Below are 17391 nucleotides of genomic sequence, written 5' to 3'. Positions count from 1 at the left end.
CCGATCAACCCTTCATCACGTTGACGTCTTCCACGGCGATGGAGCCGCGGTTGCGGTAGAAGACGACGAGAATTGCAAGACCGATCGCCGCTTCGGCAGCCGCGACCGTCAGGATGAACAGAGCAAAGACCTGGCCGACGATGTCGTTCAGGAAGGCCGAGAAAGCGACCATGTTGATGTTGACCGCGAGCAGGATCAGCTCGATCGACATCAGGATGACGATGACGTTCTTGCGGTTGATGAAGATGCCGAAGACGCCGAGCGTGAACAGGATCGCGCTGACCGTGAGATAGTGGGAAATACCGATTTCCATGATGCGAATTCCTTAAGTCCAGCGCGCCTCAGAGACCCTGCCCCGGTTTGACCTTGACCACCTCGACGGCGGTAGCCGGCGTACGGGCGACCTGGGCGGAGATGTCCTGCCGCTTGATTCCCTCGCGATGGCGCAGCGTCAGCACGATGGCCCCGATCATCGCCACCAGCAGCACCAGGCCGGCGATCTGGAAGAAGTAGACGTAATCCGTATAGAGCACGTCGCCGAGTGCGGCGGTGTTCGTTCGTTCCGCGATCGGCGGGATCGGGTGCGCCGCGTTACTCGCTATCTCTGGCGAAAGCGTCGAGCCGCCGACGACGATGATCAGCTCAGCCGCCAGCACGAGACCGACCAGCGCGCCTACCGGTGCATGCTCGATGATCCCGGAGCGAAGGGCAGTGAAATCGATGTCCAGCATCATGACGACGAAGAGGAAGAGAACCGCAACCGCGCCGACATAGACGACCAGCAGGATCATCGCCAGGAATTCGGCGCCGGTCAGCAGGAAGAGACCCGCGGCGTTGAAGAACGTGACGATCAGGAACAGCACGGAATAGACCGGGTTCCTCGCCGCGATCACCATGAACGCGGACGCCACCGCCACGAAGGCGAACATATAGAAAAAAAGAGCCTGCAGACCCATTTTGGTGCCTTTTCGTCTTCCCCGGAAAGAACCGCGCCAAGGCCGCCCTTCTCCGTCGAAGCTTGGCGGCCCGTCGCCACCAAGCACTTATCCAGTATTGATGCCCGCCGCCCGTGAGGGCGGCGGTCCCCTTCCCGACCACTTGTCAGCGGTAGGGCGAATCCATTGCGATGTTGCGCGCGATTTCCCGTTCCCAGCGATCGCCGTTCTCGAGAAGCTTCTGCTTGTCGTAGTAGAGCTCTTCGCGCGTTTCCGTAGCGAACTCGAAATTCGGCCCTTCGACGATGGCATCGACCGGGCAGGCTTCCTGGCAGAAGCCGCAATAGATGCACTTCACCATGTCGATGTCGTAGCGCACGGTACGGCGCGTGCCGTCGTTGCGGCGCGGGCCAGCCTCGATCGTGATGGCCTGAGCCGGACAGATCGCCTCGCACAGCTTACACGCAATGCAGCGTTCCTCGCCGTTCGGATAACGGCGCAGCGCGTGCTCGCCGCGGAAGCGCGGGCTTACCGGTCCCTTCTCGAAGGGATAGTTCAACGTCGCCTTCGGCCGGAAGAAATAGCGCATCGACAGGAAGAAAGCGCCGACGAACTCCTTCAGGAACAGCGAATTTACGGCTTGCGAAAGACTAGCCATTACTGAGCTCCAATGCTGCTGAAACGACCGGCCGCCATCAGGCGCCCCAACCGGTGAGCTTCAGCACGAATGCAACGATGATGACCATGGCAAGCGACAGCGGCAGGAAGACCTTCCAGCCCAGCCGCATCAGCTGGTCGTAGCGGTAGCGAGGCACGAATGCCTTGACCATCGCGAACATGAAGAACACGAGGCAGGCCTTCAGGGCAAACCAGACGATGCCCGGAACCCAGTTGAGGAACCAAACGTCGACCGGAGGCAGCCAGCCGCCAAGGAAGAGGATCGTCGTGAGCGCGCACATCAGGCAGATTGCGGCATACTCGCCGAGCATGAACATCATGTAAGGCGTGGAGCCGTATTCCACCATGAAACCGGCGACGAGTTCGGATTCGGCTTCCGGAAGGTCGAAGGGCGGACGGTTCGTCTCGGCGAGCGCGGAGATGAAGAAGATCACGAACATGGGGAACAGCGCCAGCCAGTTCCAGTCAAGGAACGAGCCCGGCAGGCCGATCATCGTACCGAGGCCGTCACGCTGGGCGTTGACGATGTCGGTCAGGTTCAGCGAACCGACCGTCAGGAGGACGGTAACGATGACGAAGCCGATGGAGACTTCATAGGAAACCATCTGGGCTGCCGACCGCAGGGCGCCGAGGAACGGGTACTTCGAGTTCGAGGCCCATCCGCCCATGATGATGCCGTAGACCTCGAGCGAGGAAATGGCGAACACGTAAAGGATGCCGACATTGATGTTGGCGATGACCCAGTTCTCGTTGAGAGGGATGACCGCCCAGGTGGCAAGCGCCAGCGTCACGGAAACGAGCGGCGCCAAAAGGAAGATCGCCTTGTTGGCGGTCGCCGGGATGACCGGTTCCTTGAACACGAACTTCAGAAGGTCGGCAAAAGACTGGAACAGCCCCCAGGGACCGACGACGTTAGGACCGCGACGCAACTGCACGGCCGCCCAGATCTTGCGGTCAGCCAGCAGGATGTAGGCGATGAAAAGGAGCAGCGCGACCAGCAGCAGCAGCGACTGGCCGATCATGATGACCGCAGGCCATACGTAGCTCGAAACAAAAGCGTCCATAATGCTATTCCCTCGCGCTTATTCCGCTGCGGCTTTGAAGTTGTTGCGGGCGAGTGCCGAGCACTCGGCCATGACCGCGGAGGCACGCGCTATCGGGTTCGTCAAATAGAAGTCTTTCACGGGAGACGCAAACCCGGATTTCGTCATCTTCCCGCCTTTTTTCGAAAGAGCGGCCAGTTCGGCGCTGTTGGCGGGGGCGATCTCGTCCACGCCTGCAAAATGCGGGTGCGCCGCATAGAGCCTCGAGCGAAGCTGGGCCAGCGAATCAAACGGCAGCTTCTTGCCGAGCACGTCGGAAAGGGCGCGAAGGATGGCCCAGTCTTCGCGGGCTTCGCCCGGCGCGAAGCCGGCACGGTTGCCCTGCTGGACGCGGCCTTCGGTGTTGACCCAGGTGCCGGACTTTTCAGTGTAGGTCGCGCCCGGCAGGATCACGTCGGCCAGATGCGCCGCGTTGTCGCCATGCGAGCCGATATAGACGGTGAAGGCAGACTTGCCTGCGAAGTCCATCTCGTCAGCACCGAGCAGGAAGAGCACGTCGGTACCGGTCAGCATTTCCGCTGCAGTCTTGCCGCCCTCGCCCGGAACGAAGCCGAGGTCGAGACCGCCGACGCGCGCGGCGGCCGTATGCAGGATGCCGAGACCATTCCATTCGGCGCTGATCGCACCGACCGATTCCGCCAGCTTCACGACGTTTGCCAGAACGGCAACGCCGTCTTCGCGCGACAGCGCGCCCTGGCCGACGATGATCATCGGGTTCTTGGCGTTCTTCAGCGTCTCTGCGAACTTGCCGTTTCCGGCAACGAGTTCGGCGAGAGAATCCGGGCCGGCACCGAGATATTCGTAGCCGTAACGCAGTTCCGCCTGCTCACCAATCAAGGCGATCGGGAAGCCGTCCATGCGCCAGCGCTTGCGGATGCGGGCGTTGAGTACCGCCGCCTCGACGCGCGGATTGGCACCGACGATGAGAAGGGCGTCGGCCTGTTCGATGCCGGCGATCGTCGGATTGAAGAGATAGCTCGCGCGGCCGAACGAGGGATGCAGCGCCGTGCCGTCCTGGCGGCAGTCGATGTTGGCCGAACCCAGCGCCGACATCAGTTCACGCAAGGCGTACATTTCCTCGACCGAAGCGAGATCGCCCGCGATCGCGCCGATCCGGTCGCCCGGCTTGCCGGCGACGGCAGCCTTGATGGCACCGAATGCCTCGGCCCAGCTTGCCGGCTGCAGGCGGCCGTCCTTGCGGACATAGGGGCGATCGAGACGCTGGGTCTTGAGGCCGTCCCAGATGTAGCGGGTCTTGTCGGAGATCCACTCCTCGTTGATCGCTTCATTGACGCGCGGCAGCACGCGCATGACTTCACGTCCGCGGGTGTCGACGCGGATCGCCGAGCCGACGGCGTCCATGACGTCGATCGATTCGGTCTTGTTCAGCTCCCAAGGACGGGCCGTGAAGGCGAAGGGCTTGGAGGTCAGCGCGCCGACGGGGCAGAGGTCGACCACGTTGCCCTGCAGCTCCGAGGTCATCGCCTGCTCGAGATAGGTGGTGATCTCGGCATCCTCGCCGCGACCGATCAGGCCGAGCTCGCTGATGCCGGCCACCTCGGTGGTGAAGCGGACGCAGCGCGTGCAGTGGATGCAGCGGTTCATGATCGTCTTGACGAGCGGACCGATGTACTTGTCCTCGACGGCGCGCTTGTTTTCCTGATAGCGCGAGCTGTCGATGCCGAAGGCCATCGCCTGGTCCTGCAGGTCGCATTCGCCGCCCTGGTCGCAGATCGGGCAGTCCAGCGGATGGTTGATCAGCAGGAACTCCATCACGCCTTCGCGGGCCTTCTTGACCATCGGCGTGGTGGTGAAGACTTCCGGCGGTTCGCCGTTCGGTCCGGGACGCAGGTCGCGAACGCCCATGGCGCAGGATGCCGCCGGCTTCGGCGGGCCGCCCTTCACCTCGACCAGGCACATGCGGCAGTTGCCGGCAACCGACAGCCGCTCGTGGAAACAGAAGCGCGGAACTTCGGCGCCGGCCTCCTCGCACGCCTGCAACAGCGTGAAATGATCCGGAACCTCGATCTCTTTTCCGTCGACTTTCAGTTTTGCCATATCCGTCTTCCCGCTTCCGATGCACCGCTTCCGCCGTGCCAGCGCCATGTCATTCGCGGCCGGTAGCGGCTAACCCGCTTCCCGTCCGCGTCAGTCGTTTTTCGTCGGCCGATTCGCTCCGGGCCTCTCAGCCCTTCGCCCCAGCCAGCGCCCTTGCCTGCTCCACCCAGCCATCGCGGGCAATCCGCCCGTCGAGGCCGAGTTCGGCTTCGATCTTCTCCACGTCGGCGCCGGACCAATGCGCGATATCGGCAAAGCGGAAAATCCCCTTGCCGTTCAGCACCTGTTCCAGCTTTGGCCCGATGCCCGAAATCATCTTCAGGTCGTCGCGCCTGCCTGCCTTCTCGCTGCCCGCATTAGGCCCGGAACCTTTCCGAACCGTTGCCAGCGCCTTCGTCTTCACGGCGGTCGGGCCGGCTTTCGCCTTCGCTTTGCCCGCCGCCATCCCCGTCGTCACCGGCCCTGCCGGCGTCTCGGGGCTTTTCACCTTCGCCGCGGTCGCCTTCCGGCCCTCAGGGCTGGCGCGGCGCGCCTTGCGCTCCGGTTTCGGCGCAGCGGGCGCGATGACTGCATCACCTGCCCCATCTGCGTCCGGCGTCGTTGCCGACACCTCTGCGCCCCGCGCTTTCTCCGCATCCGCTTCGACCGCCTCTTCGAGCAACGCCCTGGCGCGTTCCGCGCTTGACTGCATCGCTCCCAGCATGATCCCGGCCAGATGGCTGGTCATGCCAAAGCCGATCGCGGTTGCGGCAGCCATCGCCGCCATCGGGTGCGCCATCAGCGGCGGTATCGCCATCGACGGCATTTCCTTCAGCCAGGGCGACAAGCCGAACGGATCGTCGCTCTCCGCTGCCGCCGGCGGGAACTGGGTTGCTTCTGCTTCCTGTCCTGCCGGCTTCGTCATCGCCTTACTCCGCTGCCTCGAGCACGGCGCCATGCGCCATGGCATTGTGCGTGTACTGGTCGATCCGCTTTTCCATCTCGGGGCGGAAATGGCGGATCAGACCCTGGATCGGCCAGGCAGCCGCGTCGCCGAGCGCGCAGATGGTGTGGCCCTCGATCTGCTTGCTAACGTCGAAAAGCATGTCGATCTCGCGCTTCTGCGCATTGCCCTTCACCATGCGTTCCATGACGCGCATCATCCAGCCGGTGCCTTCGCGGCACGGCGTGCACTGGCCGCAGCTCTCATGCTTGTAGAAGGCCGCCAGACGCCAGATCGCCTTCACAATGTCGGTGGACTTGTCCATGACGATGACTGCAGCGGTGCCGAGGCCGGAGCCCAGCTCGCGCAGGCCGTCATAATCCATGATCGCGTCCTTCATCTGCGCGCCGGGCACGCAGGGAACGGACGAGCCGCCGGGAATGACGGCGAGAAGATTGTCCCAGCCGCCGCGGATGCCGCCGCAATGGGTCTCGATCAGTTCCTGGAAGGTGATCGACATGGCATCCTCGACCGTGCAGGGACGGTTGACGTGGCCGGAGATCGAGTAAAGCTTGGTGCCGTGGTTGTTCGGGCGGCCGAAGCTCGTGTACCAGCTGGCGCCGCGACGCAGGATCGTCGGCGTCACGGCGATGGATTCGACGTTGTTGACAGTCGTCGGGCAGCCGTAGAGGCCCATGTTGGCCGGGAACGGCGGCTTCAGGCGTGGCTGGCCCTTCTTGCCTTCCAGGCTTTCCAGAAGTGCGGTCTCTTCGCCGCAGATATAGGCACCGGCGCCGTGATGAACGACGATGTCGATGTCGTAGCCGAGCTTGTTGTTCTTGCCGAGCAGGCCGTACTCATAGCACTCGTCGATCGCCGCCTGCAGCGCTTCACGCTCGCGCATGAACTCGCCGCGCACGTAGATGAAGGCATGGTGCGCCCCCATGGCGAAGGACGCGATCACGCAGCCCTCGATCAGCGTATGCGGATCGTGGCGCATGATGTCGCGGTCCTTGCACGTGCCGGGCTCGGATTCGTCCGCGTTGACGACGAGGTAATGCGGGCGGCCGTCGCTTTCCTTCGGCATGAAGGACCATTTCAGGCCGGTCGGGAAGCCTGCGCCGCCGCGGCCGCGCAGGCCGGAAGCCTTGACCTCGTTGATGATCCAGTCGCGGCCCTTTTCCAGAAGCTGCTTGGTACCATCCCAGTGGCCACGCGCCATCGCGCCCTTCAAGGACTTGTCCTTCAGGCCGTAGATGTTGGTGAAGATGCGATCCTGGTCTCTAAGCATGTTTCACCTCTTTACCGCGGCTTCTTGCCGAAGACGCGGACATATTCCGCTTCGCCGCCCTTCGCGAGCGCCTTGGCCTGCTTGACCCAGTCGTCGCGCTCGATGCGGCCTTTGAAATTCAGATAACCGTCCACCCATTCGCGCTCGGCCTTCTTCCACGAGGCGACCTGCGCGTAGGTGAAGATGCCGAGATCGTTGAGCGTGCCGGCGATCTTGGGACCGACGCCCGAAATCAGTGTCAGGTCGTCAGGCGCGTCAGGCCTTGCGACTCCGGCGGGACGGTTCTTGTCCTCCAGCGACGGCTTGCCGCCCTCGGCGCGCGTGTCGCCCTTGACCTTTGCATTTGCTGCCGCTTCCGACTTGGCGGTCGCCGGCGTCTTCAGCGACGGATCGGTTTCCTCGGCGTCGGTCATGGCGCGCGCAGCGTTTGACGGCGGAACGCTGACAGCTTCCTCGGCGCTCTTCCTGGCGCGCGGGGCAGACGGCTTCCCGGCGGCCGCATCCGGCTCGCTGAGCGACGTCAGGCCACCTGCGGGCGCCGAGAAGATGCGGTCGACCTGCGGACCTGGCTTGACGTCGGCGCCACGGCCGGCCTCGAACTGGTCGATGATCTCTTCCAGCCTCTCGGGCGTCAGATCTTCGTAGCTGTCCTTGAAGATCATCACCATCGGCGCATTCACGCAGGCGCCCTGGCATTCGACCTCTTCCCACGACAGCGTGCCACCATCGTTGGTGTGGAACGGCTCGGGATGGATCTTGTGCTTGCAGACCTTGATGAGGTCTTCGGCGCCCCGCAGCATGCAGGGCGTGGTGCCACAGACCTGAACGTGGGCGCGGGTTCCGACCGGCTTGAGCTGGAATTGGGTGTAGAAGGTCGCCACTTCCAGAACGCGGATATAGGCCATGCCAAGCATCTGCGCGATCTTCTCGATCGCAGCCTTGGTGACCCAGCCGTCCTGCTCCTGCGCCCGCATGAGAAGAGGGATCACGGCGGACTGCTCGCGACCTTTCGGATACTTGTTGATCGTTGCCTGAGCCCAGACCGCGTTCTCCTCGGAGAAGGCGAAGCTTGCGGACTGCACGGCCTCATCGGCCAATCGACGAACGGACATTCTTTGGCGCCTTATTCAGTGATCAGGCCGCAGCGCGTCGTCGTCACGGTGACGAACTGACAGGCATAGGCCGTCTTGTCTTTCTGCATGAACACGATGTAGCGGCTGCTGGCCTGAGCGGTGCCCTTGATCTCGTAGCCATCGGCGAGAAGCCGGGCCATCGTCGACTGGGTTGCCCCGCCCTCGCCGCCGGCTTCGGCGTCCTGGGCGTTGGCGATCCCGGTCGAGGCGACCAGTGCGGCAAGGGCGAAGCTCAGTCGAAGCATCAGCGATCCACCTCACCGAAAACGATGTCCAGGGAGCCCAGCACGGCCGAAACGTCGGCAAGCTGGTGTCCCCGACAGAGGAAGTCCATCGCCTGCAGGTGAGCGTAACCGGGAGCGCGGATCTTGCAGCGATACGGCTTGTTGGTACCGTCGGCGACCAGGTAGACGCCGAACTCGCCCTTGGGCGCCTCGACGGCGGCGTAAACTTCGCCGGCCGGTACGTGGTAACCCTCGGTGTAGAGCTTGAAGTGATGGATCAGCGCTTCCATCGAGCGCTTCATCTGGCCGCGCTTCGGCGGCACGATCTTGCCGTCGAGCGAGGAGACAGGTCCGACCTTGGCATCGCCGAGAAGCCGGTCGACGCACTGGCGCATGATCTTCGCCGACTCGCGCATCTCGATCATGCGGATCAGGTATCGATCGTAGCAGTCGCCGTTCTTGCCGATCGGAATGTCGAACTCGAGGTCCGAATAGCATTCGTAGGGCTGCGAGCGGCGCAGGTCCCATGCGGCACCCGAGCCGCGCACCATCACGCCCGAAAAGCCCCAGGCCCAGGCGTCTTCCAGCTTGACCACGCCGATATCGACGTTGCGCTGCTTGAAGATGCGGTTGCCGGTCAGAAGCTCGTCGATGTCATCAAGCGTCTTCAGGAACGGATCGATCCACTTGCCGATATCCTCGACAAGTTGGTCGGGAAGATCCTGGTGGACGCCGCCGGGACGAATATAGGCGGCATGCATGCGCGAACCGCAGGCCCGCTCGTAGAACACCATCAGCTTTTCGCGCTCTTCGAAGCCCCACAGCGGCGGCGTCAGCGCGCCGACGTCCATGGCCTGCGTGGTGACGTTCAGAAGATGCGACAGGATACGGCCGATTTCCGAATAGAGAACGCGGATAAGCTGACCGCGGATCGGCACCTCGGCGCTCAGCAGCTTTTCGACGGCCAGCGCATAGGCATGCTCCTGGTTCATCGGCGCCACGTAGTCGAGGCGATCGAAATAGGGCACGGCCTGCAGGTAGGTCTTGGTCTCGATCAGCTTCTCGGTGCCGCGATGCAGCAGGCCGATATGCGGGTCCACACGCTCGACGATCTCGCCGTCCAGCTCAAGGACGAGACGCAGAACCCCGTGCGCCGCAGGGTGTTGCGGGCCGAAGTTGATGTTAAAGTTGCGGACGTTGTGTTCCGTCATGCCGCTTGCTCCAATGGATGCCGCACCTTTGAGATGCGCACCCCAAAATCAGTTCGTCTTCGCCTTCTCGTCGCCCGGCAGCACATAGTCCGTGCCCTCCCAGGGAGAGAGGAAGTCGAAGTTGCGGAATTCCTGCCTCAACTGCACCGGCTCATACACGACGCGCTTGACCTCGTCGTCATAGCGAACCTCGACGAATCCCGTCGTCGGGAAGTCCTTGCGCAGCGGATAGCCCTCGAAGCCATAATCCGTCAGGATGCGGCGAAGGTCCGGATGGCCGGTGAACAGGATGCCGTACATGTCGTAGGCCTCGCGCTCGAACCAGTCGGCACCCGGATAGACGCTGCACGCGGACGGCACGGGCTCGAATTCCGAGGTCGCGACCTTGACGCGGATGCGAAGGTTCTGCTGCGGCGAAAGCAGGTGGTAGACAACGTCGAAACGCGCCTCTCGGGCCGGCCAGTCGACGCCGCAGACGTCGATCAGGTTCACGAACCGGCACTGCACATCGTCACGCAGGAACGTCAGAAGCGCGATGACGTTTTCGTTCGTCGTCGTCACGTTCAGCTCGCCATAGGCAATCGCCGCCTCGGAAATCAGGTTCCCGCGAACTTCACCGAGATAGGAAGCAAGCTCCTGGAGGGCCTCGCTCATTATATAAGTCCCCTGCCCTTATCGCTCGATCGTGCCGGTGCGGCGGATTTTCTTCTGCAGCAGAAGCACGCCGTAAAGGAGCGCCTCCGCCGTGGGAGGACAGCCCGGCACATAGATGTCGACCGGCACGACGCGGTCGCAGCCGCGCACCACCGAATAGGAATAATGATAGTAGCCGCCGCCGTTGGCGCAGGAGCCCATCGAGATGACGTAGCGCGGCTCCGGCATCTGGTCGTAGACTTTGCGCAGAGCAGGCGCCATCTTGTTGGTCAGCGTGCCGGCAACGATCATCACGTCCGACTGGCGCGGCGAGGCGCGCGGGGCGAAGCCGAAGCGCTCGACGTCATAGCGCGGCATGGAGAGCTGCATCATCTCGACCGCACAACAGGCGAGACCGAAGGTCATCCACATCAGGGAGCCGGTCCGCGCCCAGTTGATCAGTTCGTCGGTCGATGTGACGAGGAAGCCCTTGTCGGCCAGCTCGTTGTTGATCTCGCCGAAAAAGGCATCGTCGCTGCCAACCGGCTTGCCGGTTGCGGGATCGATGATGCCCTTTGCCCTAGGGGCCACGAGCGTGGTGCCGGATGTCAGTTCCATTCCAGCGCTCCCTTCTTCCATTCATAGATGAAGCCGATGGTGAGCACGAAGAGGAACGCCATCATCGACCAGAAACCGAACCAGCCCAGATCGTGGAAAGAAACCGCCCAGGGGAAAAGGAATGCCACCTCGAGATCGAAGATGATGAAGAGGATCGAAACCAGATAAAACCGGATGTCGAACTTCATGCGCGCATCGTCGAACGCATTGAAGCCGCACTCATAGGCAGAGAGTTTTTCCGAATCGGGCGCCTTGTAGGCAACGGCAAACGGCGCGATCAAAAGCGCGATGCCGATCACGAGCGCGATGCCGATGAAGATGGCGATCGGAATGTAGGAGCCAAGAAGTTCAGTCATTTTCGTCCGTCCTGCCTGCATCGGGCGTCGGAGAAACGCCGTTGGGTCGAAAGACCTGCAAGCCGAGAAAGTATGTTGCAACGCCCACGTCGTTAGCGCAGTGAGCGCCCCCGCGCAAGGCTTTGATCGGGCATTCGCCCACTCATTGCGCACATTTCGTACCGTCCGCATCCGGGCACAAAATGTGAACCGTCGCCATCGCTGCGTCCGCGGTCCCGTCTCAAGTTCCACGACAGCCACACGGACGACGGTCGGCGCACCGCCGGGCAGCCCTGCATTCAGCAAGGCGTCAGCTTCAGCCGGCAGAGTGGCACCATCCGCTCCTCATCGAATCGTCACCGGGAAATGAAAAGAGTGAACTTAGGCGTAATACTCGTCGCCGGCCTCATCGCCGCAATCTGCGCCATTCCGCTTGTGCCGCACAAGTCGCCGGCATTGTTGATGTCGGGGCCGCATCTGCAGATGCGCCACTAGCCTGGCGGCAAATACCTTCATCACGTCTTGAGATGGAATGGCGCGAGTGACGGGGCTCGAACCCGCGACCTCCGGCGTGACAGGCCGGCACTCTAACCGACTGAGCTACACCCGCGCATTTGGCCGTTTCGGCCTTGGTACTTTCGAATATCCGGTTTCTGGAAGATGGCGCGAGTGACGGGGCTCGAACCCGCGACCTCCGGCGTGACAGGCCGGCACTCTAACCGACTGAGCTACACCCGCTTTTATCTTCCAAGTCCGGATGCCCGAGGCACCCTCTCGAAGCGGCTGGGCCGTTCGATGAGCGGCTAACTAAGGGGTTCCCTTATGGGTGTCAAGCAGCTTTGAAGACAAAACGATGACGCGGCGCGAAATGTTGAAAACTGTCCCGGAGGCGCCGGGGAGACACGTCGCGTACACGCCCTGCCTTGCCGACGCTTTCACAGTCGATCCACGCCGCTGGGGCAGGAAAGATCGATTCCCGTTTATCCACATTCGGCAATACAGTCATAGTATCGGCGCCGTCCCGGGGAACGTCGCGGTCGCGTGCCGCGCTCCCGTTCGCCTGTTCGGATCAAACCGCGACATGCGACCGGTTGCCGAATTTTTGCCGCCACCACATATCCTCTGCACCGGCGCGCCGCCTCCAGAGGCACACTACGTCCATACGCAGACTATATGTATGGCTGCGCGGACGTTCGACACCGGGCCTGTGGGTCCACAAGCCCTTCCCACGGGGGCCATCTACACCCCCGCTGCAAAATTTTGCGAAAATTATCAAAACGCCTCTTGCGGTTTCGTCCGGTTCCGCATAGATCACGGCCACCAACGCGGCGGGCGATTAGCTCAGTTGGTAGAGCGCCTCGTTTACACCGAGGATGTCGGGAGTTCGAGTCTCTCATCGCCCACCATTTTCCCTAAAAGAAGTGGTTTTTAGGCCCTTCAAGTGCGGGGCTTTTTTACGTTTGCGCGCAATCGGGGCAACGTCGGTCTCCCTGGTACCGCAACCGCCCCTTCCCCGCGTTCCTGATCTCCTTGCCGCGCCGACGGCAATCCCGGCCTCCATATTGAACGCCCCCGGCGGCGCACGTAGGCTCGGTGAAACAGAGACTGAGAAGGAGAGCAGATGGCCCGCGAAATGATGTTCCGAAACGGACGCCTTGCCGACGGGCAATTGGTGGATATCCGCGTTGCCGACGGCGTGATCGGCGCGATCGTGTCCGCCGGCGGCGTATCCGAATCGAGGCCTTCGACCGACCTTTCGGGTCGGCTGGTCGTTCCGGGGTTCATCGAGGGTCATATTCACCTCGATACCAGCTTCTACGGCGACGCCTGGAAGCCGCACCGCCCCTGCACCAACGGCTTCGACGTACGCGAGCGGGTCGCCTTCCAGGCCGATAACATGGCGAACGCCGCTCCGATGGACGTCCGTGCGCGCAGCCAGCTCGAGCTCTGCATCGCCAACGGTGCGACGCACATGCGCAGCCACGTCATGGTGGACGGCTCGGTCGGGCTGGAATCACTCCGCACGATTCTTGCCGTGCGCGAGGAGTATCGCGATCTCATCGATATCCAGATCGTGGCATTCCCGCAGAACGGCATCCTTTCCAGCCCGGGGACGCCCGAACTGTTGGACGAGGCCATCACGCTTGGGGCCGACCTGGTCGGCGGTCTCGATCCCGCCAGTGTCGACCGCGATGTCGAGCGTCACCTGGATTTCGTCTTCGGCGTGGCTGACAAACACGGTGTCGGGGTCGACATCCACCTGCACGACATGGGTACGCTCGGCGTCTTCGAGATCGAGCAGATCTGCGCCCGCGCGCGCGCGCTTGGAATGGAGGGACGGGTGGCAATCAGCCACGCCTACGGGCTGGGCGACGTCCCCGAACCGGTCGCGAGAAAGACAGGCGCGCTGCTTGCACGTTCCGGCGTATCGATCATGACGAATGCGCCGGGGGACCATGCGTTCCCGCCGGTAGCCCTTCTGAGGAGCGAAGGCGTGACCGTCTTTTCCGGCAGCGACAACATCCGTGATTCGTGGTGGCCGTTCGGAGATGGCGACATGCTGAGCCGGGCCGGCGTCATCGCCTACCGGTCCGGCTTCTATACCGACGACATGCTGGCGGCCGCCTTCGATGTGGTGACGCACGCCGGCGCCGCAGCACTCGGAATTGACGACTACGGGCTGCGCGCCGGCGCGCGCGCAGATTTCGTCGTGCTCGATGCACCGCACATTCCACAGGCCGTCGTGGAGGTTCCGAAGTCGCGCGACGTCTACAAGGGCGGCCGTCTGGTGGCCTCCAACGGCAGGATGATGGCGCGATAGAGCAATCTGGCAGAGCCACCAGCGAAGTGCGAATCACTCACGCCCGGACGTGCCCGCTGGCGACTGGCGGTTTCCCGTACGTCAGTCTTTCGTGACGTGCCGAACGCCGCTGAATTCCAAGTCGTCTCAAACGAGAAAGGGCGCGCCATACCGGCCGCGCCCTTCCCCGATTATGCCACCGATGCGTTTCAGCCGGCGATCTTGGCGGCCAGCTTGGCGACGTGCGCGCCCTGGAAGCGGGCGGCATCGAGCTCGACTGCCGAAGGCTGACGGGAGCCGTCGCCGTCGGTGATGGTGGAGGCGCCGTAGGGCGAGCCGCCCTTGATCTCGTCAACGCCCATCTGGCCCTGGAACGCATAGGGGAGGCCTGCGACGACCATGCCGTGGTGCAGCAGCGTCGGGATGAAGCCGAGGATGGTGGATTCCTGGCCGCCGTGCTGGGTCGCCGACGAGGTGAAAACGGAGCCGACCTTGCCGACCAGCTTGCCGTTGAACCAGAGACCACCCGTCTGGTCCCAGAAATTGCGCATCTGCGAGGCAACCGTGCCGAAGCGCGTGCCGGCGCCGACAATGATCGCGTCGTATTCGGCAAGTTCCTCGACCGTCGCGATCGGGGCGGCCTGATCGAGCTTGAAGTGCGACGCCTTGGCGACTTCTTCGGGCACGAGCTCCGGTACGCGCTTGACGACGACGTCCGCGCCGGCGGACTTCGCACCTTCGGCCACGGCATTGGCCATCGTTTCAATATGGCCGTAGGCCGAGTAGTAGAGAACCAGAACTCTTGCCAATTCAAATCTCCTGTCGCGTCTTGATTGCAGCGTTTCCGCTTGATTGCGGTCGGCGCGAAGATGTAGCAGAGAGAGCCATGACGCCAGCGGCTTGCCGAGCAACAGACTGTTCACATTCGATTGACAGTCATTGTGTCGCAGCAGCCGGCCATCCCGCATCAGGAGATTTTTCAATGGGTTCAGCGAAAATCATCACCGCCGCCATGCTTGCCATCGGCGACGAGCTGCTGTCGGGACGAACCAAGGACAAGAACATCGGCCACCTTGCCGACATGCTCTTCCTCGCCGGCATAGACCTCAAGGAAGTGCGCATCGTCGGCGACGAGGAGGAGATGATCGTCGAGGCGCTGAACGCCCTGCGCAGCCGATACGACTACGTCTTCACCTCCGGCGGTATCGGCCCGACGCATGACGACATCACGGCGGACGCGGTCGCAAAGGCCTTCGGCGTGCCCTGCACGCACGACACAGACGCGATGGAACTGCTCGGCGCCATGTATGCCCGCCGTGGCGTCGAATTCAACGAGGCCCGCCAGCGCATGGCGCGGATGCCGGTCGGCGCGCGGCACATCCCCAACAGCGTCTCGACCGCGCCGGGCTTTATCATCGGCAACGTCCACGTCATGGCCGGCGTGCCTCAGGTGTTCGTCGCCATGCTGGACGTGCTGCTGCCCACGCTCGAGACCGGTGCGCCCGTGCTCTCGCGCAGCGTCGCCTCGCCGTTCGGCGAGGGCGATATCGGATCCCGGCTGTCGGCGATCCAGCAGGCGCACCCGGAGACTTCGATCGGCTCCTACCCGCGCTACGACGGAAACCGGTTCTCGACCGAGATCGTCATCCGAAGCCGAAACGAGGCGCCGGCGGCTGCGGCCGAGCGGGACGTGCTCGCCATGATCGCCGATATCGCCGCGGCGAAGGCTGCGGGTTGATCGGCGTCAACGCCGATTGTGCCGGCGCGCCCTAGATTGAATCCACGCGGCCTGACATCGCAGGGTTTTGAACGTTTCGATGGTCACGTCCGCGGATTGCGCTTGAATAAGGGGCGATTTGGGGAAAAGATCATCTCAGAATTTCAAGGCGTTACGGCACCGTGACCGCATGGCCCGGCGCCTTGCAAAAGAACGTGGGTTCGAACCGGAGATCGCCATGACCTACAAGACCATTACTGCTGTGCTCAGCACTGCGGACGACGCGGAAAAGGTGACGCAGCACGCCCTCGCCTTGGCGGAGCGGCACGGCGCCCACGTGATCGGCGTGCATGCGGAGACGCCGATCGTCGTCACCATAGCCGCCCCGATGGAATTTCCCGATCCCAACGCCATCATGGAGCAGCAGGCGCAGGCACAGGCCGTATCGCGCTCGATCGAGACGACCTTCCGCACGCTGGCGCAGCGATCGGGCGTCTCGTATGAATGGCGGCTTTTCACCGGCAGCGCCGGTTATAGTGCCAGCGGCATCATCGACAGCGCGCGCGGCAGCGACATCGTGGTCGCCGTCCAGCTCGATCCAGCAGGCGATGGCCCGTCCCGCGCAGACATCGAAGACCTTCTCTACGAAAGCGGCCGACCGCTGTGCCTGATCTCCGACGCAGTCGCGGGTCCCGAAGCGCCCAGCCGCGTGCTGATCGCCTGGAACGGAACGCGCGAATCGGCGCGCGCCGTCTTCGATGCACTGCCGCTTCTCAAGGAGGCCAGCGAGATCGAGATCTTCACGGTGGACGGCCATGACGATGCCACGCAGCACGCCGCCTTTTCGGGAACCGAGATCGCCTCGACGCTGACGCGTCACGGCCTCAACGTCACCGTGAATTCCGCAAGCTCGAACGGCGACACGGTGGCCCATGTCATCAACCGGCGGGTCTCGGCAACCGGCGCCAACCTGCTCGTGATGGGCGCCTTCAGCCATTCCTGGCTGCGCCATCGCCTGTTCGGCGGCGTAACCAGCGCAATGTTGAAGGATTTGCGTGTTCCGGCGATCATGTCGCGCTGAAATCGCGGAAATTGCGACGTTTCATTGTGGATCGCGCAGGGGGAACGGTTCTGCTCCGTTTCCCTTCGCGCATCTTATGCCCTAGAAAGGCGAAATTATCCGCAATTCTGCCGGCCGCCGGCGATAGGAGCCTGCCATGTCGCTTCCCGACAAAGCCTTTCCCGTCTCCTGGGACCAGTTTCATCGTGACGCCCGCGCGCTGGCCTGGCGCCTTTCCGACAACGACCGCGAATGGAAGGCGATCGTTTGCATCACCCGCGGCGGGCTGGTTCCTGCGGCCATCATCTCGCGCGAGCTAAACATCCGCCTGATCGAGACCGTCTGCGTAGCGTCGTATCACGACTACCTGTCACAGGGCGAAATGCACGTGCTGAAGGGTATCTCGCCGGAGCTTTTGCAGAACGACGGCGAAGGCATCCTCATCGTCGATGACCTGACCGACACCGGCAAGACCGCAGCCCAGGTGCGCTCCATGCTGCCGAAGGCGCATTTTGCCGCCGTCTATGCCAAACCGAAGGGACGCCCGCAGGTGGACACCTTCATCACGGAAGTCAGCCAGGACACCTGGATCTACTTCCCCTGGGACATGGGCTTCACCTACCAGGAACCGATTGCCAAGGGCACGCGCGGCTGACGGCGCACGCACCGCCAT

General features: G+C 63.0%; 18 protein-coding genes and 3 tRNA genes. 5 read left to right on the top strand and 16 right to left on the bottom strand.

Annotated elements, in window-relative coordinates; translation table 11 throughout:
* Positions 1–4 precede the first annotated feature (4 nt).
* From nuoK to CRO48_RS23045, 15 genes are all read right to left on the bottom strand, one after another.
* Positions 5–313 carry an NADH-quinone oxidoreductase subunit NuoK gene (gene nuoK, locus CRO48_RS23115; RefSeq protein ID WP_097142128.1) on the bottom strand — a complete coding sequence of 103 codons (309 nt, stop codon included), beginning with the start codon at positions 311–313 and terminating at the stop codon, positions 5–7.
* A gap of 28 nt (positions 314–341) precedes the next feature.
* Positions 342–956, bottom strand: a complete 615-nt coding sequence (locus CRO48_RS23110; RefSeq protein WP_097142127.1) for an NADH-quinone oxidoreductase subunit J — start codon at positions 954–956, stop codon at positions 342–344.
* Between the two features lie 145 nt (positions 957–1101).
* Positions 1102–1593, bottom strand: coding sequence for an NADH-quinone oxidoreductase subunit NuoI (gene nuoI, locus CRO48_RS23105; RefSeq protein ID WP_097142126.1), 492 nt, complete (start codon positions 1591–1593; stop codon positions 1102–1104).
* Between the two features lie 37 nt (positions 1594–1630).
* Positions 1631–2677, bottom strand: coding sequence for an NADH-quinone oxidoreductase subunit NuoH (gene nuoH / locus CRO48_RS23100; RefSeq protein ID WP_097142125.1), 1047 nt, complete (start codon positions 2675–2677; stop codon positions 1631–1633).
* An 18-nt stretch (positions 2678–2695) separates the two neighbouring features.
* A complete protein-coding gene (gene nuoG / locus CRO48_RS23095) occupies positions 2696–4774 on the bottom strand; it encodes an NADH-quinone oxidoreductase subunit NuoG (RefSeq protein WP_097142124.1) in 2079 nt (692 codons plus the stop codon).
* Positions 4775–4901: 127 nt separating this feature from the next.
* Positions 4902–5678: a hypothetical protein gene (locus CRO48_RS23090; protein ID WP_097142123.1), complete on the bottom strand. Its 777-nt coding sequence runs from the start codon at positions 5676–5678 to the stop codon at positions 4902–4904.
* 4 nt (positions 5679–5682) lie between these two features.
* Complete coding sequence (nuoF, locus tag CRO48_RS23085; RefSeq protein WP_097142122.1) at positions 5683–6987, bottom strand: NADH-quinone oxidoreductase subunit NuoF; 1305 nt, start codon at positions 6985–6987, stop codon at positions 5683–5685.
* An 11-nt stretch (positions 6988–6998) separates the two neighbouring features.
* A complete protein-coding gene (locus CRO48_RS23080; RefSeq protein ID WP_097142121.1) occupies positions 6999–8099 on the bottom strand; it encodes an NADH-quinone oxidoreductase subunit E in 1101 nt (366 codons plus the stop codon).
* A gap of 11 nt (positions 8100–8110) precedes the next feature.
* Positions 8111–8365, bottom strand: coding sequence for a hypothetical protein (locus CRO48_RS23075; protein ID WP_097142120.1), 255 nt, complete (start codon positions 8363–8365; stop codon positions 8111–8113).
* Positions 8365–9555 carry an NADH-quinone oxidoreductase subunit D gene (locus CRO48_RS23070; RefSeq protein ID WP_097142119.1) on the bottom strand — a complete coding sequence of 397 codons (1191 nt, stop codon included), beginning with the start codon at positions 9553–9555 and terminating at the stop codon, positions 8365–8367. Before CRO48_RS23070 ends, CRO48_RS23075 begins: the two co-directional genes overlap by 1 nt.
* A gap of 48 nt (positions 9556–9603) precedes the next feature.
* Positions 9604–10209: an NADH-quinone oxidoreductase subunit C gene (locus tag CRO48_RS23065; protein ID WP_097142118.1), complete on the bottom strand. Its 606-nt coding sequence runs from the start codon at positions 10207–10209 to the stop codon at positions 9604–9606.
* An 18-nt stretch (positions 10210–10227) separates the two neighbouring features.
* On the bottom strand, positions 10228–10806 hold the full coding sequence (locus tag CRO48_RS23060; RefSeq protein WP_097142117.1) for a NuoB/complex I 20 kDa subunit family protein: 579 nt from the start codon (positions 10804–10806) through the stop codon (positions 10228–10230).
* Complete coding sequence (locus CRO48_RS23055) at positions 10797–11162, bottom strand: NADH-quinone oxidoreductase subunit A (protein ID WP_097142116.1); 366 nt, start codon at positions 11160–11162, stop codon at positions 10797–10799. Before CRO48_RS23055 ends, CRO48_RS23060 begins: the two co-directional genes overlap by 10 nt.
* A gap of 512 nt (positions 11163–11674) precedes the next feature.
* Positions 11675–11751 (bottom strand) — tRNA-Asp (locus tag CRO48_RS23050).
* 51 nt (positions 11752–11802) lie between these two features.
* Positions 11803–11879: transfer RNA gene (locus CRO48_RS23045), tRNA-Asp, on the bottom strand.
* 592 nt (positions 11880–12471) lie between these two features.
* Between CRO48_RS23045 and CRO48_RS23040 the strand changes: the two genes are divergently transcribed.
* Together CRO48_RS23040 and CRO48_RS23035 are read left to right on the top strand one after the other, a co-directional pair.
* A tRNA-Val gene (locus tag CRO48_RS23040) sits at positions 12472–12547 on the top strand.
* 215 nt (positions 12548–12762) lie between these two features.
* Entirely contained in the window at positions 12763–13962 is a 1200-nt protein-coding gene (locus CRO48_RS23035; protein ID WP_097142115.1) for an amidohydrolase family protein, read from the top strand.
* 188 nt (positions 13963–14150) lie between these two features.
* Here the strand turns inward: CRO48_RS23035 and wrbA are convergent, their stop codons facing one another.
* A complete protein-coding gene (wrbA, locus tag CRO48_RS23030; protein WP_097142206.1) occupies positions 14151–14750 on the bottom strand; it encodes an NAD(P)H:quinone oxidoreductase type IV in 600 nt (199 codons plus the stop codon).
* A 173-nt stretch (positions 14751–14923) separates the two neighbouring features.
* On the opposite strand from wrbA, the gene CRO48_RS23025 reads away from it, so the two are divergent.
* From CRO48_RS23025 to gpt, 3 genes are all read left to right on the top strand, one after another.
* Positions 14924–15679, top strand: a complete 756-nt coding sequence (locus CRO48_RS23025) for a competence/damage-inducible protein A (RefSeq protein WP_097142114.1) — start codon at positions 14924–14926, stop codon at positions 15677–15679.
* A 217-nt stretch (positions 15680–15896) separates the two neighbouring features.
* Positions 15897–16739: a universal stress protein gene (locus tag CRO48_RS23020; protein WP_176526855.1), complete on the top strand. Its 843-nt coding sequence runs from the start codon at positions 15897–15899 to the stop codon at positions 16737–16739.
* Between the two features lie 136 nt (positions 16740–16875).
* Entirely contained in the window at positions 16876–17373 is a 498-nt protein-coding gene (gene gpt / locus CRO48_RS23015; protein WP_097142112.1) for a xanthine phosphoribosyltransferase, read from the top strand.
* The last annotated feature ends 18 nt before the right edge of the window (positions 17374–17391 follow it).

This window comes from Rhizobium subbaraonis, assembly GCF_900220975.1.
GTDB lineage: Bacteria > Pseudomonadota > Alphaproteobacteria > Rhizobiales > Rhizobiaceae > Mycoplana > Mycoplana subbaraonis.
This window is presented reverse-complemented; position numbering and strand designations above follow the sequence as displayed.

Coding starts and splice junctions, on each gene's coding strand:
- nuoK (WP_097142128.1), bottom strand. CDS start 313: ATGGAAATCGGTATTTCCCACTATCTCACGGTCAGCGCGATCCTGTTC.
- CRO48_RS23110 (WP_097142127.1), bottom strand. CDS start 956: ATGGGTCTGCAGGCTCTTTTTTTCTATATGTTCGCCTTCGTGGCGGTG.
- nuoI (WP_097142126.1), bottom strand. CDS start 1,593: ATGGCTAGTCTTTCGCAAGCCGTAAATTCGCTGTTCCTGAAGGAGTTC.
- nuoH (WP_097142125.1), bottom strand. CDS start 2,677: ATGGACGCTTTTGTTTCGAGCTACGTATGGCCTGCGGTCATCATGATC.
- nuoG (WP_097142124.1), bottom strand. CDS start 4,774: ATGGCAAAACTGAAAGTCGACGGAAAAGAGATCGAGGTTCCGGATCAT.
- CRO48_RS23090 (WP_097142123.1), bottom strand. CDS start 5,678: ATGACGAAGCCGGCAGGACAGGAAGCAGAAGCAACCCAGTTCCCGCCG.
- nuoF (WP_097142122.1), bottom strand. CDS start 6,987: ATGCTTAGAGACCAGGATCGCATCTTCACCAACATCTACGGCCTGAAG.
- CRO48_RS23080 (WP_097142121.1), bottom strand. CDS start 8,099: ATGTCCGTTCGTCGATTGGCCGATGAGGCCGTGCAGTCCGCAAGCTTC.
- CRO48_RS23075 (WP_097142120.1), bottom strand. CDS start 8,365: ATGCTTCGACTGAGCTTCGCCCTTGCCGCACTGGTCGCCTCGACCGGG.
- CRO48_RS23070 (WP_097142119.1), bottom strand. CDS start 9,555: ATGACGGAACACAACGTCCGCAACTTTAACATCAACTTCGGCCCGCAA.
- CRO48_RS23065 (WP_097142118.1), bottom strand. CDS start 10,209: ATGAGCGAGGCCCTCCAGGAGCTTGCTTCCTATCTCGGTGAAGTTCGC.
- CRO48_RS23060 (WP_097142117.1), bottom strand. CDS start 10,806: ATGGAACTGACATCCGGCACCACGCTCGTGGCCCCTAGGGCAAAGGGC.
- CRO48_RS23055 (WP_097142116.1), bottom strand. CDS start 11,162: ATGACTGAACTTCTTGGCTCCTACATTCCGATCGCCATCTTCATCGGC.
- CRO48_RS23035 (WP_097142115.1), top strand. CDS start 12,763: ATGGCCCGCGAAATGATGTTCCGAAACGGACGCCTTGCCGACGGGCAA.
- CRO48_RS23025 (WP_097142114.1), top strand. CDS start 14,924: ATGGGTTCAGCGAAAATCATCACCGCCGCCATGCTTGCCATCGGCGAC.
- CRO48_RS23020 (WP_176526855.1), top strand. CDS start 15,897: ATGACCTACAAGACCATTACTGCTGTGCTCAGCACTGCGGACGACGCG.
- gpt (WP_097142112.1), top strand. CDS start 16,876: ATGTCGCTTCCCGACAAAGCCTTTCCCGTCTCCTGGGACCAGTTTCAT.